At 40.9% G+C, this 25,203-nt stretch carries 40 protein-coding genes and 1 pseudogene; 1 reads left to right on the top strand and 40 read right to left on the bottom strand.

The window, feature by feature from the left end:
• Positions 1-8: 8 nt before the first annotated feature.
• The 40 genes and pseudogenes from M3M35_RS07290 to M3M35_RS07400 form a co-directional block, all read right to left on the bottom strand.
• Positions 9-845, bottom strand: a complete 837-nt coding sequence (locus tag M3M35_RS07290) for a phage tail domain-containing protein (RefSeq protein ID WP_252749981.1) — start codon at positions 843-845, stop codon at positions 9-11.
• Position 846: 1 nt separating this feature from the next.
• Positions 847-5,259, bottom strand: a complete 4,413-nt coding sequence (locus M3M35_RS07285) for a tape measure protein (protein ID WP_252749980.1) — start codon at positions 5,257-5,259, stop codon at positions 847-849.
• 16 nt (positions 5,260-5,275) lie between these two features.
• Complete coding sequence (locus M3M35_RS07280; RefSeq protein WP_252749979.1) at positions 5,276-5,500, bottom strand: hypothetical protein; 225 nt, start codon at positions 5,498-5,500, stop codon at positions 5,276-5,278.
• 8 nt (positions 5,501-5,508) lie between these two features.
• Entirely contained in the window at positions 5,509-6,036 is a 528-nt protein-coding gene (locus M3M35_RS07275) for a phage tail assembly chaperone (protein WP_252749978.1), read from the bottom strand.
• 68 nt (positions 6,037-6,104) lie between these two features.
• On the bottom strand, positions 6,105-6,341 hold the full coding sequence (locus M3M35_RS07405; protein ID WP_420842383.1) for a MucBP domain-containing protein: 237 nt from the start codon (positions 6,339-6,341) through the stop codon (positions 6,105-6,107).
• Complete coding sequence (locus M3M35_RS07270; protein ID WP_252749977.1) at positions 6,313-6,981, bottom strand: phage tail protein; 669 nt, start codon at positions 6,979-6,981, stop codon at positions 6,313-6,315. Before M3M35_RS07270 ends, M3M35_RS07405 begins: the two co-directional genes overlap by 29 nt.
• Positions 6,974-7,363 (bottom strand): DUF806 family protein, encoded by a 390-nt coding sequence (locus M3M35_RS07265; RefSeq protein WP_252749976.1) that lies wholly within the window; start codon positions 7,361-7,363, stop codon positions 6,974-6,976. The genes M3M35_RS07270 and M3M35_RS07265 overlap by 8 nt, the downstream gene beginning before the upstream one ends.
• The gene (locus M3M35_RS07260; RefSeq protein WP_252749975.1) at positions 7,363-7,776 is read right to left on the bottom strand and encodes an HK97-gp10 family putative phage morphogenesis protein; all 414 of its coding nucleotides are present in this window, start codon (positions 7,774-7,776) and stop codon (positions 7,363-7,365) included. Before M3M35_RS07260 ends, M3M35_RS07265 begins: the two co-directional genes overlap by 1 nt.
• Before the next feature lie 2 nt (positions 7,777-7,778).
• Positions 7,779-8,126 (bottom strand): phage head closure protein, encoded by a 348-nt coding sequence (locus M3M35_RS07255; protein ID WP_252749974.1) that lies wholly within the window; start codon positions 8,124-8,126, stop codon positions 7,779-7,781.
• On the bottom strand, positions 8,123-8,479 hold the full coding sequence (locus M3M35_RS07250; RefSeq protein ID WP_252749973.1) for a head-tail connector protein: 357 nt from the start codon (positions 8,477-8,479) through the stop codon (positions 8,123-8,125). The genes M3M35_RS07255 and M3M35_RS07250 overlap by 4 nt, the downstream gene beginning before the upstream one ends.
• Positions 8,479-9,810: a phage major capsid protein gene (locus M3M35_RS07245; protein WP_252749972.1), complete on the bottom strand. Its 1,332-nt coding sequence runs from the start codon at positions 9,808-9,810 to the stop codon at positions 8,479-8,481. Before M3M35_RS07245 ends, M3M35_RS07250 begins: the two co-directional genes overlap by 1 nt.
• The gene (locus M3M35_RS07240; RefSeq protein ID WP_252749971.1) at positions 9,800-10,606 is read right to left on the bottom strand and encodes a head maturation protease, ClpP-related; all 807 of its coding nucleotides are present in this window, start codon (positions 10,604-10,606) and stop codon (positions 9,800-9,802) included. Before M3M35_RS07240 ends, M3M35_RS07245 begins: the two co-directional genes overlap by 11 nt.
• Positions 10,584-11,744 (bottom strand): phage portal protein, encoded by a 1,161-nt coding sequence (locus tag M3M35_RS07235; protein WP_252749970.1) that lies wholly within the window; start codon positions 11,742-11,744, stop codon positions 10,584-10,586. The genes M3M35_RS07240 and M3M35_RS07235 overlap by 23 nt, the downstream gene beginning before the upstream one ends.
• Before the next feature lie 218 nt (positions 11,745-11,962).
• A complete protein-coding gene (locus M3M35_RS07230) occupies positions 11,963-13,849 on the bottom strand; it encodes a terminase TerL endonuclease subunit (protein WP_252749969.1) in 1,887 nt (628 codons plus the stop codon).
• Positions 13,842-14,339, bottom strand: coding sequence for a phage terminase small subunit P27 family (locus tag M3M35_RS07225; RefSeq protein WP_252749968.1), 498 nt, complete (start codon positions 14,337-14,339; stop codon positions 13,842-13,844). The genes M3M35_RS07230 and M3M35_RS07225 overlap by 8 nt, the downstream gene beginning before the upstream one ends.
• A 350-nt stretch (positions 14,340-14,689) precedes the next feature.
• Positions 14,690-15,244 carry an HNH endonuclease gene (locus tag M3M35_RS07220; protein ID WP_252749967.1) on the bottom strand — a complete coding sequence of 185 codons (555 nt, stop codon included), beginning with the start codon at positions 15,242-15,244 and terminating at the stop codon, positions 14,690-14,692.
• A gap of 11 nt (positions 15,245-15,255) precedes the next feature.
• The gene (locus M3M35_RS07215) at positions 15,256-15,468 is read right to left on the bottom strand and encodes a hypothetical protein (protein ID WP_252749966.1); all 213 of its coding nucleotides are present in this window, start codon (positions 15,466-15,468) and stop codon (positions 15,256-15,258) included.
• 11 nt (positions 15,469-15,479) lie between these two features.
• Positions 15,480-15,860 carry a hypothetical protein gene (locus M3M35_RS07210; RefSeq protein WP_252749965.1) on the bottom strand — a complete coding sequence of 127 codons (381 nt, stop codon included), beginning with the start codon at positions 15,858-15,860 and terminating at the stop codon, positions 15,480-15,482.
• A gap of 314 nt (positions 15,861-16,174) precedes the next feature.
• Positions 16,175-16,594 (bottom strand): ArpU family phage packaging/lysis transcriptional regulator, encoded by a 420-nt coding sequence (locus M3M35_RS07205; protein WP_252749964.1) that lies wholly within the window; start codon positions 16,592-16,594, stop codon positions 16,175-16,177.
• A 106-nt stretch (positions 16,595-16,700) separates the two neighbouring features.
• Positions 16,701-16,964, bottom strand: coding sequence for a hypothetical protein (locus tag M3M35_RS07200; protein ID WP_252749963.1), 264 nt, complete (start codon positions 16,962-16,964; stop codon positions 16,701-16,703).
• A 304-nt stretch (positions 16,965-17,268) separates the two neighbouring features.
• Positions 17,269-17,571 carry a hypothetical protein gene (locus tag M3M35_RS07195; protein WP_252749962.1) on the bottom strand — a complete coding sequence of 101 codons (303 nt, stop codon included), beginning with the start codon at positions 17,569-17,571 and terminating at the stop codon, positions 17,269-17,271.
• A 248-nt stretch (positions 17,572-17,819) separates the two neighbouring features.
• The gene (locus M3M35_RS07190) at positions 17,820-18,053 is read right to left on the bottom strand and encodes a hypothetical protein (protein WP_252749961.1); all 234 of its coding nucleotides are present in this window, start codon (positions 18,051-18,053) and stop codon (positions 17,820-17,822) included.
• Positions 18,043-18,297 (bottom strand): bZIP transcription factor, encoded by a 255-nt coding sequence (locus tag M3M35_RS07185; protein WP_252749960.1) that lies wholly within the window; start codon positions 18,295-18,297, stop codon positions 18,043-18,045. Before M3M35_RS07185 ends, M3M35_RS07190 begins: the two co-directional genes overlap by 11 nt.
• Positions 18,290-18,679, bottom strand: a complete 390-nt coding sequence (locus tag M3M35_RS07180) for a DUF6275 family protein (RefSeq protein ID WP_252749959.1) — start codon at positions 18,677-18,679, stop codon at positions 18,290-18,292. The genes M3M35_RS07185 and M3M35_RS07180 overlap by 8 nt, the downstream gene beginning before the upstream one ends.
• Positions 18,672-18,938, bottom strand: a complete 267-nt coding sequence (locus M3M35_RS07175; RefSeq protein WP_252749958.1) for a hypothetical protein — start codon at positions 18,936-18,938, stop codon at positions 18,672-18,674. Before M3M35_RS07175 ends, M3M35_RS07180 begins: the two co-directional genes overlap by 8 nt.
• Before the next feature lie 18 nt (positions 18,939-18,956).
• Entirely contained in the window at positions 18,957-19,190 is a 234-nt protein-coding gene (locus M3M35_RS07170; RefSeq protein WP_252749957.1) for a hypothetical protein, read from the bottom strand.
• On the bottom strand, positions 19,168-19,428 hold the full coding sequence (locus M3M35_RS07165) for a hypothetical protein (RefSeq protein WP_252749956.1): 261 nt from the start codon (positions 19,426-19,428) through the stop codon (positions 19,168-19,170). The genes M3M35_RS07170 and M3M35_RS07165 overlap by 23 nt, the downstream gene beginning before the upstream one ends.
• Positions 19,421-19,690 (bottom strand): hypothetical protein, encoded by a 270-nt coding sequence (locus M3M35_RS07160; protein ID WP_252749955.1) that lies wholly within the window; start codon positions 19,688-19,690, stop codon positions 19,421-19,423. The genes M3M35_RS07165 and M3M35_RS07160 overlap by 8 nt, the downstream gene beginning before the upstream one ends.
• A complete protein-coding gene (locus M3M35_RS07155) occupies positions 19,677-20,120 on the bottom strand; it encodes a helix-turn-helix domain-containing protein (RefSeq protein ID WP_252749954.1) in 444 nt (147 codons plus the stop codon). Before M3M35_RS07155 ends, M3M35_RS07160 begins: the two co-directional genes overlap by 14 nt.
• Positions 20,121-20,129: 9 nt before the next feature.
• Positions 20,130-20,597, bottom strand: coding sequence for a hypothetical protein (locus M3M35_RS07150; RefSeq protein WP_252749953.1), 468 nt, complete (start codon positions 20,595-20,597; stop codon positions 20,130-20,132).
• A pseudogene (locus M3M35_RS07145) lies at positions 20,590-21,067 on the bottom strand (SAM-dependent methyltransferase). Before M3M35_RS07145 ends, M3M35_RS07150 begins: the two are co-directional and overlap by 8 nt.
• Positions 21,064-22,023, bottom strand: coding sequence for a DnaD domain protein (locus M3M35_RS07140; protein ID WP_252749952.1), 960 nt, complete (start codon positions 22,021-22,023; stop codon positions 21,064-21,066). The pseudogene M3M35_RS07145 and the gene M3M35_RS07140 overlap by 4 nt, the downstream one beginning before the upstream one ends.
• Before the next feature lie 191 nt (positions 22,024-22,214).
• Entirely contained in the window at positions 22,215-22,484 is a 270-nt protein-coding gene (locus tag M3M35_RS07135) for a hypothetical protein (protein WP_252749951.1), read from the bottom strand.
• Positions 22,481-22,807: a hypothetical protein gene (locus M3M35_RS07130; RefSeq protein ID WP_252749950.1), complete on the bottom strand. Its 327-nt coding sequence runs from the start codon at positions 22,805-22,807 to the stop codon at positions 22,481-22,483. The genes M3M35_RS07135 and M3M35_RS07130 overlap by 4 nt, the downstream gene beginning before the upstream one ends.
• Before the next feature lie 320 nt (positions 22,808-23,127).
• The gene (locus M3M35_RS07125; protein WP_252749949.1) at positions 23,128-23,268 is read right to left on the bottom strand and encodes a hypothetical protein; all 141 of its coding nucleotides are present in this window, start codon (positions 23,266-23,268) and stop codon (positions 23,128-23,130) included.
• 251 nt (positions 23,269-23,519) lie between these two features.
• On the bottom strand, positions 23,520-23,735 hold the full coding sequence (locus tag M3M35_RS07120; protein WP_252749948.1) for a DNA-binding protein: 216 nt from the start codon (positions 23,733-23,735) through the stop codon (positions 23,520-23,522).
• Between the two features lie 34 nt (positions 23,736-23,769).
• Positions 23,770-23,970, bottom strand: a complete 201-nt coding sequence (locus M3M35_RS07115; protein ID WP_252749947.1) for a hypothetical protein — start codon at positions 23,968-23,970, stop codon at positions 23,770-23,772.
• A 16-nt stretch (positions 23,971-23,986) separates the two neighbouring features.
• Complete coding sequence (locus tag M3M35_RS07110) at positions 23,987-24,202, bottom strand: DUF2829 domain-containing protein (RefSeq protein WP_252749946.1); 216 nt, start codon at positions 24,200-24,202, stop codon at positions 23,987-23,989.
• 12 nt (positions 24,203-24,214) lie between these two features.
• Positions 24,215-24,442: a hypothetical protein gene (locus tag M3M35_RS07105; RefSeq protein ID WP_252749945.1), complete on the bottom strand. Its 228-nt coding sequence runs from the start codon at positions 24,440-24,442 to the stop codon at positions 24,215-24,217.
• Positions 24,443-24,492: 50 nt separating this feature from the next.
• Positions 24,493-24,669 (bottom strand): helix-turn-helix domain-containing protein, encoded by a 177-nt coding sequence (locus tag M3M35_RS07400; protein WP_420842395.1) that lies wholly within the window; start codon positions 24,667-24,669, stop codon positions 24,493-24,495.
• Positions 24,670-24,874: 205 nt separating this feature from the next.
• Here M3M35_RS07400 and M3M35_RS07100 point away from each other — a divergent pair, with 205 nt between their 5' ends.
• The gene (locus M3M35_RS07100; protein ID WP_252749944.1) at positions 24,875-25,201 is read left to right on the top strand and encodes a helix-turn-helix domain-containing protein; all 327 of its coding nucleotides are present in this window, start codon (positions 24,875-24,877) and stop codon (positions 25,199-25,201) included.
• The last annotated feature ends 2 nt before the right edge of the window (positions 25,202-25,203 follow it).

Below are 25,203 nucleotides of genomic sequence, written 5' to 3'. Positions count from 1 at the left end.
TCCTCCTATCAAACGTAAATAAACGGAAACTTAAAACGAGCCTCAAAATGGCGACAACCCCCAACTACAATGTGGTTAAATCCTGGTTCAAGTTTCAAGCTGCCGAAATCTGTCTGCTCACTAATCTGAGCGCCATCTTGATACGTTTCACATCCGTCAATTACAATTCGACGATTATGGTCATTCTGGCCATAAAAGGCATATGAAGAAGAATTGGTTAAATTGCGTAGTGAAATTAACGGGCCGGACCAATCTAAATAGATTTTTAAATCGTGACGTTCTGCGTAAGGATCCACTGGAACGCCACCAGGATTCAATAATTGAAAGCTAAATTCATCTTGAAAATGATAATCTTCGGCTTGGATTATTGGGACATCCCAGCTCAACGGGTAATCATCCCACAGGTCATTTTGATTCAAAGAATCATACCTGGAGAACTTGTAGCCCGTCGGATTTTCCATTGGGACCGAAATTGTGCAATCGTGGCTTCCACTATCAACCGGCTGAATTGGGAAAGTCGTCGGCCGGCAGAATTGAACCAAGGCTGGTTCAGAATTGTCACGGATCCGGTAAATTCGTTTTTGATGAAAGAATTGATTAATCTGATGAGCTTTGTTCCGATAATCTGGATAGTTATCGATGTGAAAATAGAATTTCAAGTTAACCGTCCGCTTTTGAATCACGGAACTGTTAAATAGACTTCCATCTTGGCCCGTGAACTCCTGGTAGTTGTTAGCCACTACTGGATTATCAGAATCAAGGCCCATGTAATCTACAAACGGCAACTTATCCTTAACGTTGAACTCAGGTTGGCCGTCAATCATCAAATAGAGTTCTGGTTGCAAATTAAGCACCTCCTAGCAAATTCTGATAACCCTCAATGGCCCCGTTGTTGGCATCACGGATATAACGTTTCCGTGGGTCCTCAGCTGTGCTTTGAACCGCAACTGTTGTTCCTTTGGCAGCCATGATTGTCTGCTGCTGCAACTTAATCAAGTCGGCAACCATGCCTTTTAAGTCCTGGACTTGTTGTTCTAGACCATTTCCGGATCCATTACTTCCATTCCGATGTGGCGATGCCCCATCAGATGCAAACCGCGCATTAATTTCATCCATCAGCTGTTCAGCACGTGGCCGTTTGGCTGGATCCGTTGGAATGACGAATTCGCCCATGTTGCCCTCGGCCACTTCAATCAGTTGATGTTGATTAATGTAACCGCCGTTCGCATAACCATGTCCATTACCCAAGAACGATAGATCCTTACCGTATCGTTTTTTCGCATAGTTAAGGCCGGCTAGCAAGCTGTCGTAACCATTGAATGGATTGTTGTGACCAGGGAAAGCATTTGCACGGAATGTTGAGCCTGTAACTTGCATTAGTCCCTTGGCCAAGTCTCCAGTAACGTTGTTGATGTCACCAATTGCACCTTGTACAGCCTTTTCGTTACCACTGGATTCAGTCGCGATTTGGCGAAGAACCTTGTTGACCATTCCATCACTACTAGAAAGGCCGTTAGCCTTTAATGCAGCAACAACCTGATCACGCCAACGTTGTACACCGTGTCCTGATGGAGCGCCACGGCCACCGCCGCCATCGCCGGCAAAATCGGTAAAGAGCTTTTTAACCCAGTTAATCGATTCACTAGCTAATTTACCAGGGAAATGCGTAATGATTTCACTGGCCAACTTGATGTTTGATGAGAAACCACCTAAGAAATGACTCAGTGTTGATTCCATGAATTTAGCTGGGTTTTTAATGATTTTCTCGGCATCATCAACAATGTCTTTGGCACCATCCCAAAGACCACTAAAGAAACCACCAATTCCACCTTTGTAAGTAGGAATGCCCATCAGCTTAGCCATTCTGGCTGAACGTTCACCATCTAAAACAGACGTGCCGGCCGGCAGTGGAACAATCATGTTGCGCTTGTTCGGGAACATTCCGATTTGGCCATTCGGTAGCTTGTACATTTCACGGAAATTCGAACCTGGTCCATCGTTCACCATGGCCAAGCCGCCCTGGTGGGTGTCCGGTGTACCGTTGGCATAACGGACCATCGGAATTTCAAACTTACCGATTTTGTGGGCGCCAACTTTATCCAGGATCCAATTAATCCCATCTCGGATTTTGTCTAGCATTTTATTGATCGGCTTGATAACCCCGTTAGCAATGTCTGCAACAACGTGGCCAACCGTTCTCACGGCACTCTTAGCGGTATTAATTACTCCGTTCCAGGTATCACTCCAAGCTTTACCCAGGAAGTGTGTAACTGAATCCCACACGGACCGGACACCTTTTATAAATCCATCGAAAGCTCCGGAGATTCCATTCCAAATTCCTTTACCGAAATTAAAGACCGTATTCCAGGTGTTTGACCAAATGCTCGAGACAAATTTCAATGACGAATTAAAGATGTTACGGATGCCATTCCAGAAACCTCCTAGGAATGAAGTAATACCGTTCCAAATTCCTTTACCGATGTTGGCCACGGTATTCCATGAATTGGTCCAAATGCTAGAAACAAATCTTAACGATGAGTTAAAAACATTACGTATGCCATTCCAGAAACCACTTAAGAACGAAGTGATACCGTTCCAAATTCCTTTACCAACATTAGCAACCGTTGTCCAGGTGGAATGCCAAATGCTTTCAACGAAATGTAGTCCGGAACTAAACGCTTTAGATGTCCCATTCCAGAAGCTAACAAAGAATTTCCCGATGGCAGAAAAACCGCTAAAGATGAGATTCCTTGTTGTGTTAACAAAATCCCTGAATGGCTTAACCTTGTCATAAAGCATTTTTGGAATACCGACGAATGGATTAAGAATAATTAACCCAATGTCTTTCCAATTGTGCTTGAAAAAATCAACGACTGATTTAAAGACCTTTACGATGCCACGTCCCAATCCATTAATGAAGTCTCGGAACGGCTTAATTTTGTTGTAAGCAAAAACAACGGCAGTAACTAAAGCAGTGACCCCCAGGATTGCTAATCCAAATGGATTGGTAGCAAAAGCGATTGACATCCGTCCCAATGATTTAACAACTGAAACAGCCATTGATGCCATTGATTTTCCAACAGAAACAGCCGTTTGTGTAGCAGACTTCGCCATTTTTGAAAAACCACTTGCAGTGCTTCGAAAGGCAGGTCCTACCTTAGCCCATGATTTCGTGATTTTGCTGGCGTCTTCAGCAACTTTAATCCCCTTAAACCCTTTGAATAATCCATTTACTGCTGCAAATGGTCCATAAATCATTCTAAAAGTTCCAGCAATTGGCATCAAAGCTGCATTCATTATTGATGAAGCTTTGCTTGTGATGATCATACTACTTGCAAAAGCAGCGAACGCTTTAGGATGTTCACTAGCAGCTTCACCAACAATTTTAATCACTGGGGCTAAATCTTTTAATGTTTGAATAAGAACTTTAAAGGTTCCGGATCCAGTTTCCTTAAAGACTTCAAAGAACCCTTTGATGTCTTTTGCATGCGCAGCGATCGAATTACTTATGCTAGTTATTCCCTTAGCCAATCCATTAACCATGTTATCCATAGCTTTTTGACTATCCTTAACATTAAACGCCTTTGAAAATGCCTTAGTAATGGTGTTAATTCCAGCTGCTGCTGATTGACCAACTTTTTTAAATTCTGCTTCCGTTCTTGGATCGGAAACCCATCTAGAAACAGCGAGATACATTGGATTCTTAGATTCCATAATTGGTTTTTCAATAGCACCAATTAATGCTGGAACCCGAGCTCTAATGACACGTTCAGCACCCTGCATTGTTGAAAGCATGTTTTCTGCAGCCTTGCCGTACTTAACATTACCAAGTTTTTCAAAAACTTTTTCCATGTCGTCAGCAGAAATTTTACCCTGCTTGACCATTTCGTTAAGTTGTTGAACGGTAACGTTTTTGCTCTTGGCAAGTTCCTCACGGTACATCGGGAAGTATTGGGTGATTTGGTTAATTTCCCCAGCACTAGCCTTTCCACGAGAAAGGGCATTCGTCATGTCTTGCGAAACCGCGTCGATCTGTTGGCCATTCAATCCAACGGCGTCGGCCATGTTGAGCATGGCCTTAGTCATATCGTGGGCTTCGTCTTTGCTGGAATGCAAGTGGTAGAACTTTTGTTCCAGTTCGTCGGTTTGCTCTGCTGATTGACCGGTGGCCACAGACAATTTATTTACATCTTCAACCATTCCCTGTGCATCTTTACGATGACCGGTTAACGTGGTCCAAACAGCTACCATTTTCTGCTGCTGTTTGTCATATTCCATTCCGGCTCTAGTTGCTTCACCAATTGAACCGGTTAAATGAGCCCAGCCACTAATAACAGCATTGGAAACAATGTTTGCAGCAAATGCTGCTTTAAAAATAGACCGATGTTCTCGACCTTTTTCATTAGTCTCCTGAATCGCATTACTTAGACGTTTGAAAGGATTTGGATTTATTTCATTAATTTGATGGTTTAATTGTCCTATTTCAGACTTGGCCTCTGCCATGCTGGTTTTGGTCTTGTCCACTCTAGTTGATTGAACCATGTAAGCTTCGGAAGCTTTATCCAGGCTTAATTTAAGCCTGTTCAGTTGCTCTTCTTGAGCTTTGTACTCTGACGTATTTTCTCGGCCGGCCGATTTCATTTGGGAAAGCGTTGACTTTAATGAATCATACTTGGCCCGGGCTTCGTCTAGCTTATTCTTATCATTTTGCAGTTCAGCATCCTGGATTTTCAACTGTTCAGTTAAGCTAGTCAAACCCTGCTTGGTACCTTCCAGCTTAGCCTTTGTTGCATCTAAAGAACGACCCTCAGCTTCAAGCCGAGTAACGTGAGCTTCAGAGGCTTGACTAGATAAACGGTAACCTCGTTGTAGTTCCTCAAGGCCGCTTTTGTAGTAATTGTTTTTTTGCGTAGCAGCTTCTTGCTGGGCAGAATACTTTGCCAGCTGCGACTCTGATTTTTCAATCTGTGTCTGCAATTTTAGATACTGATCAGCGCCGGACTTCGTTGTTACGTCTAAGCCTTCCTGCTTGTTTCGCAAGGTCTCAATTTTGTTTTGCAAAGTGGTCATAACGTTACCGAGACCGTCAATTTTGGCCTGATTGGCACCGTAAGCATCGCCCAGGGCGTTTGCCTGTGCAATTCCATTTTTCATGGCGTTAACGTTGGTCTGCATGGCCCGATTAAAGCTTTTTAGAGAGTCTTCAGCACCAACTGTATCCAAGGCGATTTTAGTGTTCATTTGAAACGATGTTTGCATGGTTTACCTCCTTTCTTTAAAAATTAATGCCGGCGGATACATCATCCGTTTTGTCTTCGACTGAGTATCCGTAAGTCCTAAATGTCCGTTTTTCCTTTGGCTGTGCAGCTAGCGTTTCCATCAGTTCATCAAAGTCTTCATTAGCAATTTGAGATGGCACGACCCCAAAATTTTCGAACATCTGCTTGAAAAAGTAGTTTGTGTCGGCAATCTCTTTTTGTAAATCAACACTTTGCTTCACTAACCGGGCTAGCTTGCTTTTGGGTCTTGTGGCGCACCACTTTGTTCTTTCGTAGCTGTTTTAAAGTCTGCATCGCTCATCCCGGCAAATCGACTGTTAATGTAACTAACTGCCTGTGCAATTTCAAAAGTTGACGGAGCGTAGCTGTTAAATTCATCAGCTTGTTCGTCTGACAAACCTAGCGCGTCAATTAAACCTTGATTCATTTCATCAATTAATGATTCAGCTTTTTTAGCATCTTCTGGAGTCTTTTCCAACTCATTCAGTTCACGTTGAAGGTTCATCCGTTTGATTTCTTTTTTGAGCTTGACAGATTCAACTAGTGAATCAGTTTTTGCCAATTTTTCCCTTAATTCGGCAATTTTAACGTCAGTGTCATCGTCTAATTCTTTCAGCTGTTCCTGGGTCGATTCAATCTGAACATCATTCATTTTTAAAGCTAATTTGCTAAATTTTTTCCGGTTTTCCACCGTCTTTTTTAACGAAATTGTGTTTTTTAATCCGATGTTTTGAAGATTCAACTTTAAAGTGGCCATGAGTTCCTCCTAATGAAAAAAGCCGCCCGGTTACCCGAATTGTGCATTTCAGTGGCGACTGATTTTAGTTATTGTTTTTTCTGGTAAGTTACTACTGCGCTCTGATCAGAAGTGATTGTCCCATTCAAAGGAATTGTCGACTTTTGATACTCATAACCTGGAGCATCCGGACGATTAATTTCATACGAATCCCCAGGATTGCCAGTAATATGCTTGTCACTTAATCCCTCGATGGCTTCCCCATCTGTATCCTGGTAATGTACGCTAATCGTTTGACTAGCTGTTACTCGCTGTCGTAGTCCCATACTTGTTACCAGGGAAAACAACATCAAATAATTTTTTCAAGTCAAACTTAGGGTCTGCGTTCGTAGTAGTTCCCATCAATTGCTGGTTACCCTTGTCATCCAGGAATACATCCTTATCAAGTGGAGCAAGCGCTGAATAGGTGAAGGCCGGGTTAGCAGCAGTTTGATTCGTATTATCAGTTTGGTGATTGGAACCTGGTAGAATCATGTTCCCGTTTGCGAAACATTCATATTTTTTGTTCCCATCATATTTTTTGGAAACAAGAATCATCGCTACGTTCGGCTTAGTTGAACCGCTCCGAACTGTAATGCCAGTCGTTGAGTCTGTGTAGGTACCCAAGCACTTATTCATCGGCTCTTCATCCGCATCTAAAAGGGTCAATGCAACTTCAATTTCTGGACTACCATAGTTAACTCGTTTCTTAGAATCGTTAGCCCATTGTGCTTGACCTTTCTGTTCGATTCCAGTGATGTTGGCTTGCGTGGTTCCTCGTTCATTTCCATCAATGAAATAAATGCCCGTTTCACTCAAACCATTTGGTCCAGTAATTACCTGGCCTTTTTTATCTTTGATCGCTAAAATACACAGTTCAATACCGTGCGTAGCAATTGTAGTTGGTACAGCTTCGTTATCAGCCATTACTCTTCTCCTTTTCAATTAAAACGTTGCTAACAAAAAAGGCCCGGGTGATTTGATGCGATTCCGGATCCGTAACATGTGGATCCGAACGCTCAATCGTCCAGCCTTTTTTAGTTAATTTGTGTGTTAAGTCATTTTCCGCAGCCATCAAGTTAAAATTGGCTACTTTTTTGTAATAAATTTGAATTTCAACAGTGGCCAACCATGCCTTGAAGTCATCATTAGCATGACCAGTTGGAGTGTTTTGCACCTCAGAAAGAACGATGGTTGTTTTGTCCGTTCCATCAAGTGATGGGACAGTCAAACTAGAAACCACCTTGTTAACCCAAGGCAAATCAAACGACTTGATCAAGTTGGCCACTTGAACAACTGGAAGTAGCATTAATTCCCACCTCCTGTGTGTTGATATTCATCAACCATTGCCTTAAAAATATCGGCCTTTGAGTTATTTACAACTTCATCAACAAAGTGATCACCTACCAGGTGATGTGAGGTTCCGTTGTTTAAAAACATGGCTCGGACACCCCAATCGATTTTTCTGGTCTTATCGTAATTAAAACCAACGATTGAATTACCATTTTTGATGTTATCGATATCTTTTGCTTGAGAAACAACGTTGTCGGCCAAATGCTTATGCTCACCTTTTCGGTAATGCTTTTGTCTGGTCGTTTTTTCCAAATTGGACTTTAAGACCTTGGCCCCGGCTTGAGTAATCTGCGTCTTTCTCTCAGTGTCCGGAACTACTTTAGAAAGCATGTTCTGCATTTCGGCCAGCTGTGCGTCTAAATCATCCATGATTAATTCCTTTCACTGACCTGCCGGATTGTTAGAATGTCATAGCCACCAAAACTGAAAGAATCATCCGGCTGATAGCTAATGATGTTACATAGTTCGCCGTCGTAGCGAACCTGCAATTGCTCTGAAATCCGGTCATCGTGACGAACCATGATGTCAACCGTGTCTCCCAGTTTTAAATCGTTAGCCCGCCACTGCATCCCGCGGCTCCGCTTTAACGGCGCTGCTTTTGCTTTGAAAGTAGGCATGGAAATTGGCTTACTCTGGCCAGTGTTTTCATCGATGCAATCATCAACCAATTCATAAAATTGAACCGTATAACAAAAGGCAGATAACTTGGGAATTTTCATCCTTTGTCACCTGCCTTTTCGGCGTTTTCTAGTTCAATTAAATACATGCCTCGTAAACTCCCAATGTAAGATTTTCCAGTCAGATTTGATTCATATTGAGCCGAATCAGCGTAAGCAATTCGATTGGTAAAGTTAGTACCAGCAAAAGCAAAGACGGCTTGCTTGTAGAGGTCATAAGCATCGCTGCCCTTGGCATAAAAGCTTGGTAGTTCAAATCCAATTGCATTTTGCACGTAAGATTCGGCTGCTTTAAGACACATCCGGCAAATAGAGTCATCATTATCGCTTAAAATGTTCATGAAGTTTTTGAACTCTTCAAGCGTCTCATCGTTGTCTAGCTGGTAATTAAACATTACTTGCTCCCTGAGTTGTCATCCGTTGATGAAGTGTTAGTAGAAATCATTGGCACCTGATCAGCAATGTTGTTGAAGTATCCAATAGCAAAGCCATCCGGTTGCATTACCTTTGAATCGAACCGGTCAATGAATCGAATAACATTTGCGTTGTCCAGGAATGCAAGTGACGGGTCCAAATCAATTCGGCTGGCCATACGATCGTAGACAGTGCCGGAATAATCCAAGTCACCAAAGATGATTGGTTCAGCGTTTTTAGGCAACTTAGTGAAGAGAGAATTACCTTCTTTATCTTTGAACATAGAATTTTCAACGGCTTTAATTTCCTTGCCTTCGAAGCGGTAAATGCTAGGGTTAGTTACATCTGGTTGAAGCATGTATTCACCCTTATTGTTCTTTACCTTAGCCAGTTTAAGGAATCCGGAATTAGTTACGTAAATTTTAGCCTTTGAGCTAGCTGTCACCGCACCATCAAGAACGGATCCTGGCAATACCAAATCGAGCACATCATCAAGCTTAGTAATTTTGAGCATTGATTTAGGCGCTTTAATCGTGCTTCCGTTTTTGTCCACGGAATCAACAAACAATTGATTCAATGCTCTCAGACAAACTTGTGAACGACCTAATACTTGTGACAAAGCAATCCATTTCAGTACATAAGCCTGTAAATTCTCTTTCGAATCATTCAGCAGATTATTAGTCAATTTAGTGGCAGTCGCATAAGTATGAACAGCGTAAGAAATCGTTTTAAGGTTATTAACGTCTTGTAGACTGATTGTTTCTCCATCTGTTAAATCTTGTAGCGGAATTAAGTTGGTATCTGTTTGCACAACCCGACTACCAGTTAAAGTGCCAACCGATTCGTGATGAAATTCTTGCGAAAAATCAGTCCGTTGTTTCCGAATCTCGTTGATGGTAGTTTGCTGATCAACTGGGATTGTAACTGCAAGAGTATCGTCATCACTTTCGGTGGCCACATTTACAATTTGACCAAAGTTCTTTCTAGCTAAATTGTAAATATCACTCCCAAAAACAGCTTTTTGAGAATTATCTGGATTTCCAGCAGGATTCCCTTTGTCATCAACAGGAATTTTGTTTTCGTCGTCCAGTGAATTTTTAGCAGTTTCGTAATCGCTTTTCGCAATGCCGACCTTTGCCTGCAACGTTTCAACTTTCTCAGCCGCTGCTTTCAAATCGGTTACCGAAGCATCTTCACTACTCATCAATTTGTCTTTAGCTTCGTAAGCTTCGGCTAACTGATTGCTTAAATCGGTGTATTTTTTTTGCGCATCATTAATGTTTAGACCCGCTTTTTTCAAGTTATTTACCATTAGTAGTCTCCTTTAATTTCTGTGCGTTGGCGAGATAAATCTCTCGCGGCGTTTTTTTGTGATTATTGGGTTTAACCGGTTCAGGTTCTTTGCCCGGCTTCCCATTCGGTTCAGAATCCTGGAGAGCTTTAAACTTGTTGATTTGTTCCTGACTAGGAAGCTTTAAGTTAGAAGCTCTCTTTTCCATCGCTGTGATTTGGAACTCGGTTGCAAAATTAGTGATTGAATTACCAGATTTGCTAGACGGTTCATAAATCACTTTGTCGGCGAATCCCATATCAACTGCTTCGGTAGCAGAGATGTAAGTTTCTTGAGCCATCATGTTCAAAATCTTTCCTTTATCCATTCCAGTTTTCGCTGCGTAAACATCGGCCAACTGTTCGTCGGTTTGGTTTAAAACGGACGAAACATAGTCCATGTCGTCAGAGTTTCCTGAGATTTCTGCACCAGCTTTGTGAATCATGAATTTAGATAAAGGCGCCATGTTGATTTCATCCGCTGCCATGGCAATAAAAGAGGCGGCCGAAGCCGCCATCCCAGTGATATTCGCAATAATCGTGTTCTTGTTGTTTTGAGCACATTTTCGAAGCTCTGAATAGATGTCTGAAGCTGCGTTTACATCGCCTCCAGGAGAATTGATTTCCAACACAACATCATCAGCTGCAAACGTGTTATCAAGTTGATTCTTAATTGCTGAATAGCTGACAAAGCTATCTTCATCCAGTCCAATCCAGGAATAGAAAGCAGCTTGATCATTAGACAGAACCGGTCCTTTAATTTGAATCGTTGTTGCCATTGTTATCACCTCCTTTCAGTGCGGAATTCATGAATTCGTCCGGGACAAAACCGTTGGAATTAAGCATTTTCATGGCAGTCGCTGAATCGATTGCCTTTTTTTGCGTTAGGTCTGCAATTGTTTTGGCATACTTGCTGCCATCTGGATCCGTAACTGAACGCAAATCCAAATCAACCTTGGTCTGTAATTTAAATTCCAGTTCGCTGATGATCTGATTCTTAAATCGATTCAAGGCCCTGGAGTAAATGTCAGCTTCCATGTCTACCGAGCTTTGCTGGTCCCCTTTTCCACCAAATAACGAAGGTGGCACGCCGTAGACTTTGCAATACTGATCAGTGGTCCAATCGGTCTGTTTCAACAGGTTGGCCACATCCGACTTCATTTCAATCGGAGTGAAGTCTTCCAAACTGTCAACGACTACTAGCCCGGTGTCCCGCATATCTTTCGATAGCTTGCGAGCTCTTAAGGTTTTTTCCTTTTCATTTAGCAGGCCATCTTTGTTTTCCTTAACGACTCCATGAACCGAATTTCCTTGGTCCAGGGCTCGCTGAGTCAGAGCATTAGATTTTTGCTGAATTGTCATTTCTTCGCCTAATGCAAACAGTGGTGAAATTCCGGTTAGCCCGCCGTTGTTCGAAACCAATTTCAAATGAATCACGTCATTCATCGACACGTTTCGAAGCGGTCCCAATTCCGGCTCGTCGAAGGTAATGTTGTAAACAAGGCCCGAAGCATCCGATAGAACGAAAGTTGAAACCTGTGACTGCCGTAACGGAATCCACTGATAGTCCTGCTGATTGCTAGAACGTTGCCGGTATGCAAATGATTCTCCATTCGCTAACAAGTTCATAAACATCGATTGCCAAAAGGCTGATCCGGAAGTTAGCTTCGACGGATTTTGCAACAAGTTCTGGGTCTGCGGACGATTAGGCACAATGAATTTTCCGGAACACAGGTCATTGGTGATGTAACTCAAAATCGCAAACAGGCTAGAATTTTTAAGGAAATTATTAGATGCAACCGCTGCGTCATCGAATAAATCCAAATCCGGATTAAGAAACTGCTTTGGGTCTTCTTGAATGTTTGGTTGGGGAGTTGTCATGCCCTTAGCTAAATTGGAAAGGTTAAGTAATCCCATTTAAATCACCCCCTTTCATCACTTCTGATTGGGCCACCTGGAATTGACGCAGACGTTAATGATTACTCCCCATGCAATACAGATAGTTCCAGTAGTCAGAAAGCCCGCTAGACTCCCAAAATAAAAGCCTGAGAGTATAAAAAAAGCACTCCCAGTTATTAAGAGTGCTAAATCAATATTTTCAATAAATGCTTTGAGTATTCGTTTCATAGTTCCTCCTAAAAAAATCCGTTGTCTGGATCATCAATGTATTTTCTCAAGTCATCGACTGACATCTTATCGATGATTGTTTTTTTGGTTACGCCCTTTGCGTCAAAATCATCGAAAGCAAACATGGCCGAATAAAAAGCATTTACCAGGGCATCGTCCACATCAATTTTTAACGTGCCGGCGTTTTTATCTACCTGAATTCCAACTTTGTCTTCATAAATAACAGCATTGGATAGTGCCTTAATCAGTACCTCATCATTAGGCATCACAATTTGATCGTGGATAAAAGCATCCTGGATAAATTTGGTTGGGTCCTTCAAAAATTGAGTTCGCTGACTAACAGGAACTAGCGGAAACTGTACGTTATCTTCCAGCAGCTGGATCACCTTATCTACTCCCATGGCATCGTAGCCAAAGAATTCAACTTGCAGATCGTTATCCTGGATAAAATTAAGCAGCCAGCTGTAAACCTGGTCTTTGTTGATGGTCCCTTTGATGTCACTCGTAATTGTGCAAAACTCCGGAGCCAATTTTCGATACTCGATACCATCGATTTTTTCTTTGGCTTCAATACTTCCAGCCGCATGCCAGGGAATGAAACTGTGCTGCGTGATGTACCATTTTTGTTGGCCATCTTCCGTTTCAAACGGATAGACAAACGCCAGGGCAGTATTATCAGACGACAACGAAAAGTCCATTCCGATGTAAACGCGCTGGCCATGGATATCAAACGGCTTGTCACTAACTGCGCTATTGATTTCCGGTAGCTTTAAGAATGACTTGTCACTGGATTGGCTCCAGATATTCATCGACTTTGCCTGGTAGTCAGCAGCTTTGTTGTTGAACACCGCATCATCTCGTCCGGAAATTAATCCGGATAAGGCAACATCATGAACCTCTGGTAAACCGAGCAATGGATTACTTTTTTCCCAGCATCGATAACCCAAGTCCGAAACTTCTTCCGGATAAATTTCTTCCGGACTGTCCTGTTGCCACAATAAACAAAGCTGGTCGTCCAGTTCTCGTTCATCATCCTTTTCCATGACCTCAATAAGACCATCTTGTTCTGCATGGAATGGAACAGTTGGATCCTGATAGCAGGTACTAATTTCCACCAGCATGTGATCAGGAACTTTAGACTGACCGGACGTAATTTTGCTAATCCCATCAAACGTCTTCAATTCCCCAATTTCATCTGCAATGGCCAACACAAAATGGTGACTATCAAACCGACCGGATTCTTGAGAAATAGGAATGATTTTGTTGTTGAACTTGGTCTGAATAATTGTCCTGGATTGAATTTTTAGTCCAACCTCATCGGCCCACTGTTTAAATTCAGGAATCGTAATCAACTTTTGTAGCATGATTTTGACGTAGCCGAACAACTTCATCGACTGGTCAAAGTTATTGGCAGACGCCAAAATCTCCTGGTTAAATTTGTCTGCTGCGACAAAAAGGAAGTCATAACAAATTTGAATGGCCATTAGGTAAGTTTTTCCCTGGTCACGAGCAATTGAGTAAACCGTTTTGACAAAGCGCCTTGTACCGGTAGACTTACGAACCCAACCATTCATCTGTGCGAACGTAAATTTTTGCCAATTCATCAATTTCATTGGCTTTCCGGAAGTTGCTTCCGGGCATAATGCTGCAAAGTTGTTAATCCAGGTGGCCTTTTCTTTGTCGTAAGCAAACGGGAAGTCGGGGTCATCTTGCCGTTTCAAATCCTGTAAGAATCTGAAGCAAGCCAACCTAATGTGATAGCCGGCAATTTGTTTTTCATCCAGCACATCAAATGCATACTGAACAGCTGCATCGTTGTATCGTTCCCGAATATCGGAATAATCGTTGGCCCTGTATGCTCCAATGACGTCATGAGATTGAGTTAAATCAACCATCAGTGCCACTACCTTTAATCAGCGAGATGATATTAGATTTTGGCTTGTTACCATCTTCGTCATCGCTTTTGGCACTCTTCAAAATCTCTTCACGTGATTTTGGTGAAAGACCTAACTGATCGGCAATTTGCCGGAACTCCTTTGTAGCATTCCCCAACGCTGTCACAGCTGGGTTTTTATCAAAGTCAGTTTCCTTAATAATCTTTTTTACAGAGTTACCTTTGTCGATGATTGTGACTTCTGTCGTTGCTTTGACCGGCCCAAACTCTGCGATCACTGCATAGCTTTCCCGGATAATTTGATACTGCATACAGAACGATTCAAGTAATGACTGGTCCAAATTATTAAGCAGCTTATTTTCAGTCAACGGATCCCGAAGCCGGCGAAAGAGATTGTAAGCCTCTCCTTTTAAATATTTTGGCGGCTTGATTGGCAACTCATTTTCATTTTTTCGTGGTCGACCAGGACGCCGGCCAGAATTTTTGGCCATAATCATCACTCCTTCCAATGGCTAATTAATTGCCCTAATTATTTCGACAAAAAAAGCCACAATCTGTTTTCAGACCATGGCTTTTTCACGCTACTTGAATTCTCAATGAACCCCTTAACAACAAGCACTCACAAAATCAAAACAACACATAACACAGCGTTGCCAAAATCTACCAATCCGGCTCAGGACCATGTCAAAAAATTTCATCAAAACAAAATTTTGATGCGAGTTGAGCCCAATGTGAGCTTCCCACGAAACCCAAAAATAGGCCGGGGGGGTTATTTCATTTGGCTGGATTTCCTTTGGTGCAAAAGGATGGATGTTTTTTGCTTCCATTGTTTTTAGAGCTCTCAAGCGCTATTGTTACGGTGTTTTTTCAATGCCCCAACATTAATGCCTCGCATTCTTAGTGCTACTTCATTAACATCTGTAACTTCTTTGACCGGTTCGGATGCGTCCTGGCTAGCCAGTCCGTAGTAGTCCTGTTCCCACTTAGTCTTCATCGCATGGCAACGACGACAGATGACAGCAAGGTTAGCTTCGTCTAGTTGCTTTGCTCTGTTAACCTTTCGAGGCACGATGTGATCAACAGTCTTCTGATTGATTGTGTTAATGCCAAGTGCTTTGCAATACTGACAAATGTAATGCTGCTTGCTTCGGACTATCGATGCTAACTGTAACCATTGCTTTGATGAGTAGAAGTTGTAGAACTGCTTCTGCTTTGGATCGTGATTGCGATACTGGTTGTAACGTTGATATCTATCCTGCTTGTTGCGTCCATTAAGCCAACGAGAACGGTTAGCTTCCCAGGTTGCTTCCTCTGATTGATGAAGCTTGCAGAAGTGATAAGGCATCAATGCTAAGTGATGGCATCGAGGATGATGACACATTCTTGCTTTAGGCATGTAGCATCCTCCTAATCATTAAACTTGCTTGATAGGTAACCAATGTCCACCGCAACATTGGTTGGGTCCGACATAATCCATTGGCCCACGATGTCTAACTGATCCCCAGGAGTTACCTGGTACTGTCTGACCTGCTCCATTATGTCGCCGATTAAGTTTAAACAGTTCTTATTTGGATTAGTCCGGTACAGCTGGGTTATCCAATCTTTAGCTTCTTTTGGCATTTAGTCATCCCCTATCTTGGAAATCCTGGAAGCAACATAGTCAATGGTCCAAACGCATCAGCGTCATGAATGATTGTTCTTTTTATTCTGGTAATACAGTTAAGTAGTTTATCCTCTGGAGCTTTCATCAAAGTTCCAGATGTAATGATAAATGACGAGAAGTCCATCCCATCAGGAAACGCCGACATAATGCTTAGGAAGTAATAAGTATATTTAATTGGATGGCTAGCCAGATTGGAAACAAATGAAATTGTGTCGTTACTTAAAGACACATCATTTAATTCGGACCTGCCAACAGGGTTGACTTTCAATAAAGCCATGTACAGTTCTTTAGCAAGGCTTTGAGCAGCATTCTTGTTTTGAGTAACGATTAATCCTTTTAGTTCTTCCACTGCAATCACTCCCAACTAAATTTATACACAAAAAAAGCAACCACCTGAGTGATTGCATAACTTCCGGCCACGTCCCTTGAAGTCCATTATTTTTACGTGGCTTTCGGTTTCGTGACACGAGTGTCTGGGTACGATACACCCAAATCCGTCTCCTGGAGTCGAACCAGAATAAGAACCGTCGACGGATGATGATTAAATTTGAAAAGCCCATCATCATATAAACAAGATGGTAAGAGAAGCGCTCCACACTTTTCTTACAATACTAATTATTGCATGAGTGAATATTAATGAACTCTAACTTTAATCTAATAAAACTATGATTTTTCCACTAACAAATCAAAGCCATAAACAGTAGCAGCATCTGCAAAGTCAACTAAAGCTTCATTTTTCAATTGATAATACCTAGGTAAGCTATAACCAATCTCCTGGGCAATTTTCCAATTTTGTATGTTACTGATGTAGGCTTCTCTGAGAATAGTTTTCTTTTTCGTCTCGAGCGAATCCATGCAGCGAATGATGTTCTTAACTTGCGTTTGGGAATCAAGCATCCGCACGACTAACTCTTCATTGGAATTCCCAACTGGTGCCGATGAGGGCATGTCAGTGATTTCAGGAGAACGAAGTGAAATTGCTGATAAACCTGACTGGAGGACTATTCTTGGCCACACCTTTTTGAAAAAACGTTTTGTTGCTTTGATAGTTGCTTCACGATCAATTTCGGGGATTAAATCCATTCAAAGCCCTCCTTAACGACAATGACGATATGATATACTTTAGTAGTCTAATACAAACGTATGTGCGTATCGCCTGCCATTCTTGGTGGGCTTTTTTTATACATAATTAAAAAGTAACGTTAGGTAATTTTTTTATCATTCCACTATCCATAACTGTCGCTTCCATCAAGTTAACGTGAAAATTAGGCTTAGCATTTCTTTTGCCCCATTCTTCCCTATATAAACGTTCTAATACATCAGGATCATTAAACATCGATGGATTATCGCTTATCCAGCAATAACTATCATTATCAATTTGAAAATAACCTAATGTTTCACCTTGCGTATTTACAAACTCGATGTAATACATTTTTCGCAATGCAACTGCCATTTAATCATCCTTCCAATCTAAACTTATCATCATTTTGTTAGTTAAGAATCATGTGCCACTTTACGTAATCGAAGAACGTTTTTCCAAAAGTGTCGATGAATGACTGCTCAAGACTCGGAGACATTAGGAACCAAAATCTCAGTCCAATCACTCCAACTATTACGATTACCATGATAATGATTTTTAGTTGGATGTGTTACCAAGTGTGGATTACGAATCCAAATACCAAAACTAGCAAAAACAACGAAAATAATAATACGTTAAGCCCTACCCAAATTACTGCCATCTAAATCATCCCTCCTGGTTAAACTAACGAACCAGTTAGCTCCATAACCTTTTCTCTACAAACATTGTTAATTAGTGATAGCAACGCCTGGCATCCATCAGACGTTGTTGGCAGCTTGGCATCAAAATAATCAGTAAACACTGCTTTGATGTTGGCCACCGCTTCTGCAACCGGTGCTTCTTCCGGTTTAGAATGAATAATCTTAATTAGCTGCTTTCCAAATCCTTCCAAGTTATCGAAGTTCAAGTAAATTTGAAGCTTTGAAGAATAGCCATTTATGATTCTGGCCATTCGGTCATTGTGTTGTTTAATCGTCTCCAAAGTCATCACATCCTTTTAACAGTAAGAAATTCAGTTCTTATTTTTGATAATTCTACTAACTACATAAATTGCTGCCACGATTATCATGATTGGAAACCATAGCCACGAATAGGCCATGATGTAGCCAAATAAAATAAATAGGAAAATTATTCCTAAGCATCCGCTACATCCGTTATCAAAGAAATACGACAACACTAATGCTAGTGCCAGCAAACACAATCCAATGATCATTATCCAATCGCCTTTCTTCATGGCTTTCTCCATACCTTAATCTGAACAACAAAAGTTTTAGACCTCTCGCCTGCTATCAATGTAGGTCTAAACCCAACTTTCTCAGATTCCGACCGCTCAACAGACTTTAAAGCCACCTTTTGAATTGTGTATCCATCTTTTTTGAATCGCATAATCGTTTCGTTGAGATAATTCTGAGCATCCTCAAACTCTTGAAAATCAACTGAATAACTAATTTGCTTAAATGTCATTGACGGGCATTTCTCCATGTCCATTTGTATCATCCTCACTTTCCTGAGCATTATCCGGCTTGTTTTTCAACAAAGTTAATTGGGACTTGAGTTCTCGATTTTCTTGCTTCTTTTCGTTCAGTTCCGATTCAAGCGAAACGATTTTTAAAATTTGGTCTGAAATAATTTGACTCAAAGCACTAATGGTCCCACCAACAACCATGCCTGTTACTGGCGTTCCGTCTCCAAAAAAGTTATTACGCATTTTCGTCCTCCAAGATTTTGCGGTCTTTTGCAAGTTCAAGTGAAATTGCTTCATTCTTAGTCTTTTCATAACTGTCGAGGTAAATAGCATTCTTATCGCCATTGAACGTTACTTCAAACAGCCATTTGTTCGAACCCGGAACTCCCAAAACAGCTTTGAAATTCTGCAACGCCTTGCAGCTCCAAATAACAAATGGACGCCCAGTTGCAAGCCCTGATTCTTTGTTCTTAAATGTGCAATAATGCTTCCAAATCTCGTTACTTGCCAGTTGTAAAAAGAAATCCATATCCATGATTAATTCTCCTTTATTTTGTTGAACTTTCATCGATTCAGCTAATTTATCGTAATCTGATGGTTCAATTATTTCTTCCTTTTTAGTCATGGTGTTCATCCCCCGTTAGATGATTTTTAAGTACAAAACCATTTTCCTTAAGGAATTTGACAATATCGCTATAAGCTTTATCCAAAGCTTTTTTGCAAGCTTCAAAAATTTTTTCGTCATCACACTTTTCAAAATTTTCCAATTGTTCATTCATACTCATCTTGTCTTCTTCATCACCGCCAGAGACCAATTCCAGTGATTTATTATAAAAATTAACAATGAATTCTATTTTTGATTTTTCTTTTTCAGTTAGTTTCATCGGTTTCATCCTCTTTCACTAATATCGTGACGGCTTGTCTACATCATCATTCTTTAAGTAGCCATGAATGCTAGAAACGCCAGCATAAGCATGATGCCGCTTTGCCTCATATATCGTTACGCTTGAAGAAAGAACAACATAGTCACCTTTTTCCAAATGTTCCCCCAGAATGATGCATGGCTCTTCTAATTTAGCCAAAACACAATGATGACGTTCTAGCCATTGACGATTAGTTTCGTGTTTTTTTGCCATTGTCATCTAAACTCCTTCCACACATCGGGCAGTAATTGATTCTAACTAAATAGCTTCTTCCATCTTCGCGATCCCATACTTTGAGATTATCTGATTCTCCTTTAAGTATTGGGGCCACTTGAAACATACCGTCATCAGTTACGCCTGAGCCGATAATGTCTATATGAGACAGTTCTATATGAGGAAGTTCTATATGAGGATCGTTGCAGTAAGGACAATCTTTTTGTTCTTTAGTCATTATTTTCATCATCCTTCCTAATTACCGTGGTGATGAGTTTGTCGATATCATCCGCATAGAAAAAGCCACAATAGTCATACCCGTTAAATACCAAGTAATCACCCTTGTGAAGAACCATTCCATGCTCCTTTCTTTCAGGAATAACCAGTGCTCCACCAATAGCTTTGGGCTTATATTCGTCCTTATCAGGATCCCAGTCATTTTCCAACTTAACCAAAGTCAAACCTAATTTTTCAATGTGCTCTCGATTAGTCATTGTCATCTAAACTCCTTCCGCAAATCGGACAGTAGTAAATCCTAGCAGCATCTGGACAAATCATACTTCCCTCGCAAAATGCATAAATGCTGTAACCAAAGATGTCGGTTTCTTTAACGATGTTCATGTTACTTAGGTCGCTAAATGGTTGGAATGGCGAATGGCAGAATCTACACATGCGTTCATTTCCTGATAGCTCTTCATCTGAATAATCGTTAAAGAACCATTCCATAGATTTATGGCCTAAATCAGCAATTGCTTTTAACTCTAACGTTGTAGGTAAAGCATCATGTTCCTCCCATAAGCTAACAATAAACGAAGATGTGCTTTCCCTATTGAACTTATCGCCAATCAGTTTGCCAAATTCCAATTGGGTGAGTCCTAAGCGATTACGAACCGATCTAATTTTGGCACCCGATATTCGTTTCTTAGTCATTACACACTCCTATTTATTTTTGTAATAATCCTCTAAATCTTGACCACTTTTAAACGTCTGTACAAAGCCAATAATCATTCCACTTTTTCTATCTCGTTTGAATAGACCAATATGACAAGCTAGCCCATGATTAGAAGCTTCTTTAACTAATTCATTAGCGTGCTTTTGAGCCTCATCATAACTACGACAAATAAATGTGGAGTCATCGAGTGGCATAATCTTCTTGTCAGAATCGCCGAAAACCATAGCCATTAAAACTAAAACAAGAGCAAAAATGATTGACCAAATAGCAAAGCTAACTAAACATGCAATTAAAATCCAAACGTGGTTACTGACCAAAAAATTTTTAACGATAATTGCAATTGGATGCGCAATGTTTAGCAAGAATCCACAAGCTAGTACAAATACAACATTTTTTATAATTTGCATTCGTCTTCCACTTCCTTGATTCAGTTTGGCTAATCGTTCTTTAGTCATTGTTTTGCTCTCCTTTTAAAAAAATTACCCAACGAGTTTTGCTCCGTCGGTCACCAAATTTAGGTTGTTCTGGAAATAGATTTAAAACGTCTCTCATTGGAATTTGGTGAGTGCTCCATTTGAACACTAGCACCCCCCCCATTTTCTAAAACTCGCCAACATTCGTTGAACCCGGCTGTCAAATCATCCTTCCATGTATCTTTGTTTAGAACCCCGTATTTCTTGGCTAACCAGCTATTTTTGCCAGCTTGTAACAAATGTGGTGGGTCAAAGACCACTAACTTGAATGACTTGTCAGGAAACGGCATGTTGCGAAAATCAGCTACGATGTCCGGACTAACATCGACAATCCGACCTGAATCCAGTACATCATGATAATTACGGATATCCATGTATAATGTGTCCGGATCATGTTTGTTGAACCAAAACATACGGTTTCCGCAGCAAGCGTCTAAAATTGACTTGGTCATTGAGTGTTGACCTCTTTTCCTCGGTTCAGCCTAGCCAACCGCTCTTTAATCATCTGCCGTGCTTCTTTTGACGGCTTTTTCGTACTTCTTTGGTCGTCTGATTGTTTGGCCCACGTAGGCAACGTCTCACGGACGCTCGGCTTGCCACGTTTATGCCATGGCTTGCTTTTGCTAGCTTGACGTTTAGCAGTGACCGGCTTTGACGGATGCTGTTTTTCGTTGTGCTTGGCTGTGTCTGTCATGGCTTCGTCAACAGTTTTAATGCCCTTTTGCTTGTAATTCTGGAACGCCTTATCTAACCAGTAATACAATCCTCCGGCACTTACCTGGCGTTTAGCAGCAGATTCCATCGTGTAAAGCACTAACTCTAATCCAAAGTTGGCCACCCATGATGTAATGGCCTGCTTCATTGGCAGGTTGGGCTTCCGTTCAAAAAATGCTTCGTAGTTGTTTAATGCTTCGTCAACTCCGACTGGGCTTAGTTCCTTATTCCGGGCTTCAGGTTCTGATTCTGGGTCTTGATTTTGAGGTTCAGCATTTTCGGTTGGATTTTGTTGGTCACTAACTAACCCACCAACTAACTTTGTATTGTCTTTAGTTTGTAGTGTTCGATTATCCAACATAGGAAAATCGAACATAGGTGACTCCTGTGTTCGATTTTCAAACATAGGTACATCGGATAATTCCCAATACGACCCCTTGAAGTGGCCGCCGTCATTTCGCTGCCGTTTACGTCTCAGGTAACCGAATTTTTCCAGTTCATTTAGTCCGCTACGGAGAGATGCACGGCCGTCTGAGGCGTGCTTAGCAACTTCTATTTCGTAATACTGCCAATCGTCTGGTTGGGACCACAAGTAGCCAAAAAGGCCGCGAGCTTTCCAGCTCAAACGGTCGTCTTGGACTAATTGATTACTGATCATTGAGTAGCCTTGTTTATACTTCTTAATTCTTGTCATAGTTAATCACCTAAACTAATTTTTTAATTACATGGCTTTCCAAATCTGAATTAGTTCTACCGGCCTTGTTAGATTGCCAGGAGCTTTTTAAGGTAGTAGAATTAAAAGCGTTAAAAGAGCTTAGCCAAAGCTTAGATTCGAGATCGTTCACGCTGCTACGTGAGCGGTCTTTTTTTATACGAGTAAATAACTTAATCATCTTCATCCTCCAAATAAATGCGATCACTCAGACTATCCATTCCGTTCAACTGGTCGTTGGACTTGATGTCTTTCTCCGTGAACACTTCGGCCTTGTCACGATCCAGGGTGTAATTAATTCTGCCGTGGTGTTCATCAATTTTTTGAATGTATACATACGAGCCACCAGGTAGCTGCAGGATGAATTTCTTTGTGTCATCCGCCTTTTCCAGTTCTTCTGGTAAAACTTCCCGGCCTAGTGAAAAGTGAACTGCTTCTGTCATTTGTCTTCTCCTTTTTGCTGTGCTTTCTTAATGATTTTGTCTGCTTCGTTGACTGCTTTGTGTTTGTTGGCTACTTCTTTTACACGATTCTTATCATTTTTGTAGTCTTCATCCGTAATTCCTAATACATCGACTAGAAGTGCAATTACACCCGGCCGAACGTCTCCATACTTAGAAATCTGGGAAATTAAATTAGAAGTCAAATCCAGTGAAAACTCCAATTCTTGCTTATTGCCAATTTCGACACGAGCATAAGATTTTGTCCTATTCTCACCTGGATATGCTTTGACTTCCAAAAATGGTTTTGCTGTTTCATCACTCATTGCTGTGTTCCTCCGTCATCCTCGATAGCGATCACTGACCACACACCGTTCATTTGCTTAAAAATATGAATCTGTTTCACGTTGGAAATAGTGTGAAACATCAATCTTGCTTGCGTATCAGCAGCTTCGAAATTGTCGTAAAGCTTGCTGTAATGCGCTCTTTTTTTACACAAAGTGGCTACCTCTCTATTCGAAAAAGTCTTTGGGCCGTTTAATGAAATGGATAATTCCGGGCCCACCAATGACTCCGATGATTAATCCAAATACAAAGAAAAATGCCTGTCCAACTGTGATTACTGCCATGGTTGTTCCCCCTTTCGTTAATCGCTAATTTTTTCAGCTAGTGTCAAGAAACAATTGCTCTGTGCAAAACGTGGTATATCAATATGATCATTAAGAGCCATTTGTTCAAACAAATCTGCTAGCCACTGTTTTTCTTTTTCGTTGATAGATAATTCCATGTTCATTTCCTCCTAGTGCATTGTGATAAGTGCGATTGCCAGTCCGAATGCAAACCCCATAAAAAATGTGAGTACATAATCTGGAAAGTGGTACGTCATCCGCTTACGTTCTTTCTCATCCATCGTGCTCACCCCCTTTCAGTTGCTTGCGTCGTTGTTTCTCGACGAAGTAAAAAGCATCGATTGAGGCTTGTGGTCATTTGATTAGATCAACGTCCGGTCGCCATTTATTTAGTTGTTTGATTTTGTCCTTAGTGGATAGCAACTTTTCGACTCACCTTATATCCGGACATGAATTTATCTAGGTCGAATTTTTTAAATCGTTCGCCAAACGGCGTTTCGTAAACTTCAACATAATCAACTACCTTATTAGCAAAGGTTGTGTAGCTTTTAATGCCTAGATAAGCCATGGCCTCTTTACGGTTAAAATATCTAGGTTGTAGAAGCAGCTTTAATTGCTGATGCATAAGTTCCGGGATAGTTCCCACAGTAGTTAGCAATCTAATCACCCCGTTTCAAATTTCCTTTGACGTTTAAATAACCACGATCATCGTTGTAGTAGTTATCCAAGCTTCGAACGACTTCGATAGCTTCTGACTTGGTCAGTTGCTGTCGTGCTAAGTAATTGATGATGTGATTTCGGCACATCTGAATGTCATCCGCCGGCCGAGCTGAATCATGAATTTCGTAATCTTTTTTCACTTTACTCACCTCATTCCTATGGTTTCTTCTCGTATAATTCCCAGTCATTAGCTAGGACGTCTTCCGGGGTCGGATGCCAATCTTCCGAACCGTCGTCCTTGAATGGCTCAAGTAGTGTGAATTGGAAGCTTCTATCCGTAGGGTAAATACATGCAAAAACCTGTCCTTTGTATGGTCGAGTAATCCCACACTTCTTTTCCTGAGCTTGCTTTGTTGCTTCGATGATTGTCATTTCTATTACTCCTTAGTGCATTAAACGCAAAAACAGCACTGCCAAAAACATAAAGAAAATACTTACAACTGCATTGGCATATAGTTTCAGTACCCTAGATGAATCCAATTCTTGGATTATCCAATGAGCATTTTTGAACGCCCTTAACAAATCTCGGTTATCTAGCAAAACATTCATTGTTCCAACAAATAGCGCTGCCCAGCACGAGGCTTTTGCTAGCATGTAAATCCATTGATCCATAATTATTTCTCCTTTCTACATTGACGTTTTGTCAATGATTAGGGCAAAAATTAAGAAAACAAGTCCTCAATCGACATTCCCAATTTCTTGGCAATTATGGGTAATTCGTTCACTTTAAAATTTCTTTCGCCCTTTTCACCTCGTGAATACTGTGAAAAGTAGATTCCTAGTGCCCTAGCCATTTCTCTTTGAGAAATCCCTTTGCTTAATCGTTTGTCTTTAAGCAGCTGAATATTGAGCTTTTTTGTATGTGTGATTTTAAAAATCTCCTTTCATCATTGCTAAAACAGCAACGTTTAATATAAAATGATTATATATTGATATTTTAGCAATGTCAATAAATTTAATTGATATTTTAGCAACTTTATCATTGATGATTAGGCAATCATGTTAATATAAATTGTGATAATCGCAATTTATAGGAGACATGAAATGAATCAGAGTAAAACAATAAATATAATTACTAATCTTCTAGAAATAGAAAACATGAGTCAGGCAGAATTAGCGCGCCGTTTAAAAATGGATCCGAGTGTTCTGAACAGAGTGATGAAAGGGAAACGCAAATTAACTGCTGATGAATTAGAGAAACTTGCCGACATTTTCGATGTAACTACCGACTATCTTTTGGGACGAAAAGTCGACTTAGGTGATACGCCAGTTGCTGCTCATATGTTGGATGGACTGACGGATGAGCAAAAGAAAGAAATCAACGATTACATTGAATTCAAAAAAGCGCAGTATAAACGTGATCATCAATAACA

The sequence above is a fragment of the Fructilactobacillus myrtifloralis genome (assembly GCF_024029335.1).
Lineage (GTDB): Bacteria > Bacillota > Bacilli > Lactobacillales > Lactobacillaceae > Fructilactobacillus > Fructilactobacillus myrtifloralis.
Note: the sequence above shows the minus strand (reverse complement) of the source record. Positions and strands in the feature narration are given on the sequence as shown.

What these genes read in the sequence shown, in the direction of transcription:
- M3M35_RS07285 (WP_252749980.1), bottom strand. Translation starts at nt 5,259, where the DNA reads ATGCAAACATCGTTTCAAATGAACACTAAAATCGCCTTGGATACAGTT.
- M3M35_RS07275 (WP_252749978.1), bottom strand. Translation starts at nt 6,036, where the DNA reads ATGGCCACTTTAAAGTTGAATCTTCAAAACATCGGATTAAAAAACACA.
- M3M35_RS07405 (WP_420842383.1), bottom strand. Translation starts at nt 6,341, where the DNA reads ATGGGACTACGACAGCGAGTAACAGCTAGTCAAACGATTAGCGTACAT.
- M3M35_RS07270 (WP_252749977.1), bottom strand. Translation starts at nt 6,981, where the DNA reads ATGGCTGATAACGAAGCTGTACCAACTACAATTGCTACGCACGGTATT.
- M3M35_RS07265 (WP_252749976.1), bottom strand. Translation starts at nt 7,363, where the DNA reads ATGCTACTTCCAGTTGTTCAAGTGGCCAACTTGATCAAGTCGTTTGAT.
- M3M35_RS07260 (WP_252749975.1), bottom strand. Translation starts at nt 7,776, where the DNA reads ATGGATGATTTAGACGCACAGCTGGCCGAAATGCAGAACATGCTTTCT.
- M3M35_RS07255 (WP_252749974.1), bottom strand. Translation starts at nt 8,126, where the DNA reads ATGAAAATTCCCAAGTTATCTGCCTTTTGTTATACGGTTCAATTTTAT.
- M3M35_RS07250 (WP_252749973.1), bottom strand. Translation starts at nt 8,479, where the DNA reads ATGTTTAATTACCAGCTAGACAACGATGAGACGCTTGAAGAGTTCAAA.
- M3M35_RS07245 (WP_252749972.1), bottom strand. Translation starts at nt 9,810, where the DNA reads ATGGTAAATAACTTGAAAAAAGCGGGTCTAAACATTAATGATGCGCAA.
- M3M35_RS07240 (WP_252749971.1), bottom strand. Translation starts at nt 10,606, where the DNA reads ATGGCAACAACGATTCAAATTAAAGGACCGGTTCTGTCTAATGATCAA.
- M3M35_RS07235 (WP_252749970.1), bottom strand. Translation starts at nt 11,744, where the DNA reads ATGGGATTACTTAACCTTTCCAATTTAGCTAAGGGCATGACAACTCCC.
- M3M35_RS07230 (WP_252749969.1), bottom strand. Translation starts at nt 13,849, where the DNA reads ATGGTTGATTTAACTCAATCTCATGACGTCATTGGAGCATACAGGGCC.
- M3M35_RS07225 (WP_252749968.1), bottom strand. Translation starts at nt 14,339, where the DNA reads ATGGCCAAAAATTCTGGCCGGCGTCCTGGTCGACCACGAAAAAATGAA.
- M3M35_RS07220 (WP_252749967.1), bottom strand. Translation starts at nt 15,244, where the DNA reads ATGCCTAAAGCAAGAATGTGTCATCATCCTCGATGCCATCACTTAGCA.
- M3M35_RS07215 (WP_252749966.1), bottom strand. Translation starts at nt 15,468, where the DNA reads ATGCCAAAAGAAGCTAAAGATTGGATAACCCAGCTGTACCGGACTAAT.
- M3M35_RS07205 (WP_252749964.1), bottom strand. Translation starts at nt 16,594, where the DNA reads ATGGATTTAATCCCCGAAATTGATCGTGAAGCAACTATCAAAGCAACA.
- M3M35_RS07200 (WP_252749963.1), bottom strand. Translation starts at nt 16,964, where the DNA reads ATGGCAGTTGCATTGCGAAAAATGTATTACATCGAGTTTGTAAATACG.
- M3M35_RS07190 (WP_252749961.1), bottom strand. Translation starts at nt 18,053, where the DNA reads ATGACATTTAAGCAAATTAGTTATTCAGTTGATTTTCAAGAGTTTGAG.
- M3M35_RS07185 (WP_252749960.1), bottom strand. Translation starts at nt 18,297, where the DNA reads ATGCGTAATAACTTTTTTGGAGACGGAACGCCAGTAACAGGCATGGTT.
- M3M35_RS07180 (WP_252749959.1), bottom strand. Translation starts at nt 18,679, where the DNA reads ATGACTAAAAAGGAAGAAATAATTGAACCATCAGATTACGATAAATTA.
- M3M35_RS07175 (WP_252749958.1), bottom strand. Translation starts at nt 18,938, where the DNA reads ATGAAACTAACTGAAAAAGAAAAATCAAAAATAGAATTCATTGTTAAT.
- M3M35_RS07170 (WP_252749957.1), bottom strand. Translation starts at nt 19,190, where the DNA reads ATGGCAAAAAAACACGAAACTAATCGTCAATGGCTAGAACGTCATCAT.
- M3M35_RS07165 (WP_252749956.1), bottom strand. Translation starts at nt 19,428, where the DNA reads ATGACTAAAGAACAAAAAGATTGTCCTTACTGCAACGATCCTCATATA.
- M3M35_RS07160 (WP_252749955.1), bottom strand. Translation starts at nt 19,690, where the DNA reads ATGACAATGACTAATCGAGAGCACATTGAAAAATTAGGTTTGACTTTG.
- M3M35_RS07155 (WP_252749954.1), bottom strand. Translation starts at nt 20,120, where the DNA reads ATGACTAAGAAACGAATATCGGGTGCCAAAATTAGATCGGTTCGTAAT.
- M3M35_RS07150 (WP_252749953.1), bottom strand. Translation starts at nt 20,597, where the DNA reads ATGACTAAAGAACGATTAGCCAAACTGAATCAAGGAAGTGGAAGACGA.
- M3M35_RS07140 (WP_252749952.1), bottom strand. Translation starts at nt 22,023, where the DNA reads ATGACAAGAATTAAGAAGTATAAACAAGGCTACTCAATGATCAGTAAT.
- M3M35_RS07135 (WP_252749951.1), bottom strand. Translation starts at nt 22,484, where the DNA reads ATGACAGAAGCAGTTCACTTTTCACTAGGCCGGGAAGTTTTACCAGAA.
- M3M35_RS07130 (WP_252749950.1), bottom strand. Translation starts at nt 22,807, where the DNA reads ATGAGTGATGAAACAGCAAAACCATTTTTGGAAGTCAAAGCATATCCA.
- M3M35_RS07125 (WP_252749949.1), bottom strand. Translation starts at nt 23,268, where the DNA reads ATGGAATTATCTATCAACGAAAAAGAAAAACAGTGGCTAGCAGATTTG.
- M3M35_RS07120 (WP_252749948.1), bottom strand. Translation starts at nt 23,735, where the DNA reads ATGCATCAGCAATTAAAGCTGCTTCTACAACCTAGATATTTTAACCGT.
- M3M35_RS07110 (WP_252749946.1), bottom strand. Translation starts at nt 24,202, where the DNA reads ATGACAATCATCGAAGCAACAAAGCAAGCTCAGGAAAAGAAGTGTGGG.
- M3M35_RS07105 (WP_252749945.1), bottom strand. Translation starts at nt 24,442, where the DNA reads ATGGATCAATGGATTTACATGCTAGCAAAAGCCTCGTGCTGGGCAGCG.
- M3M35_RS07100 (WP_252749944.1), top strand. Translation starts at nt 24,875, where the DNA reads ATGAATCAGAGTAAAACAATAAATATAATTACTAATCTTCTAGAAATA.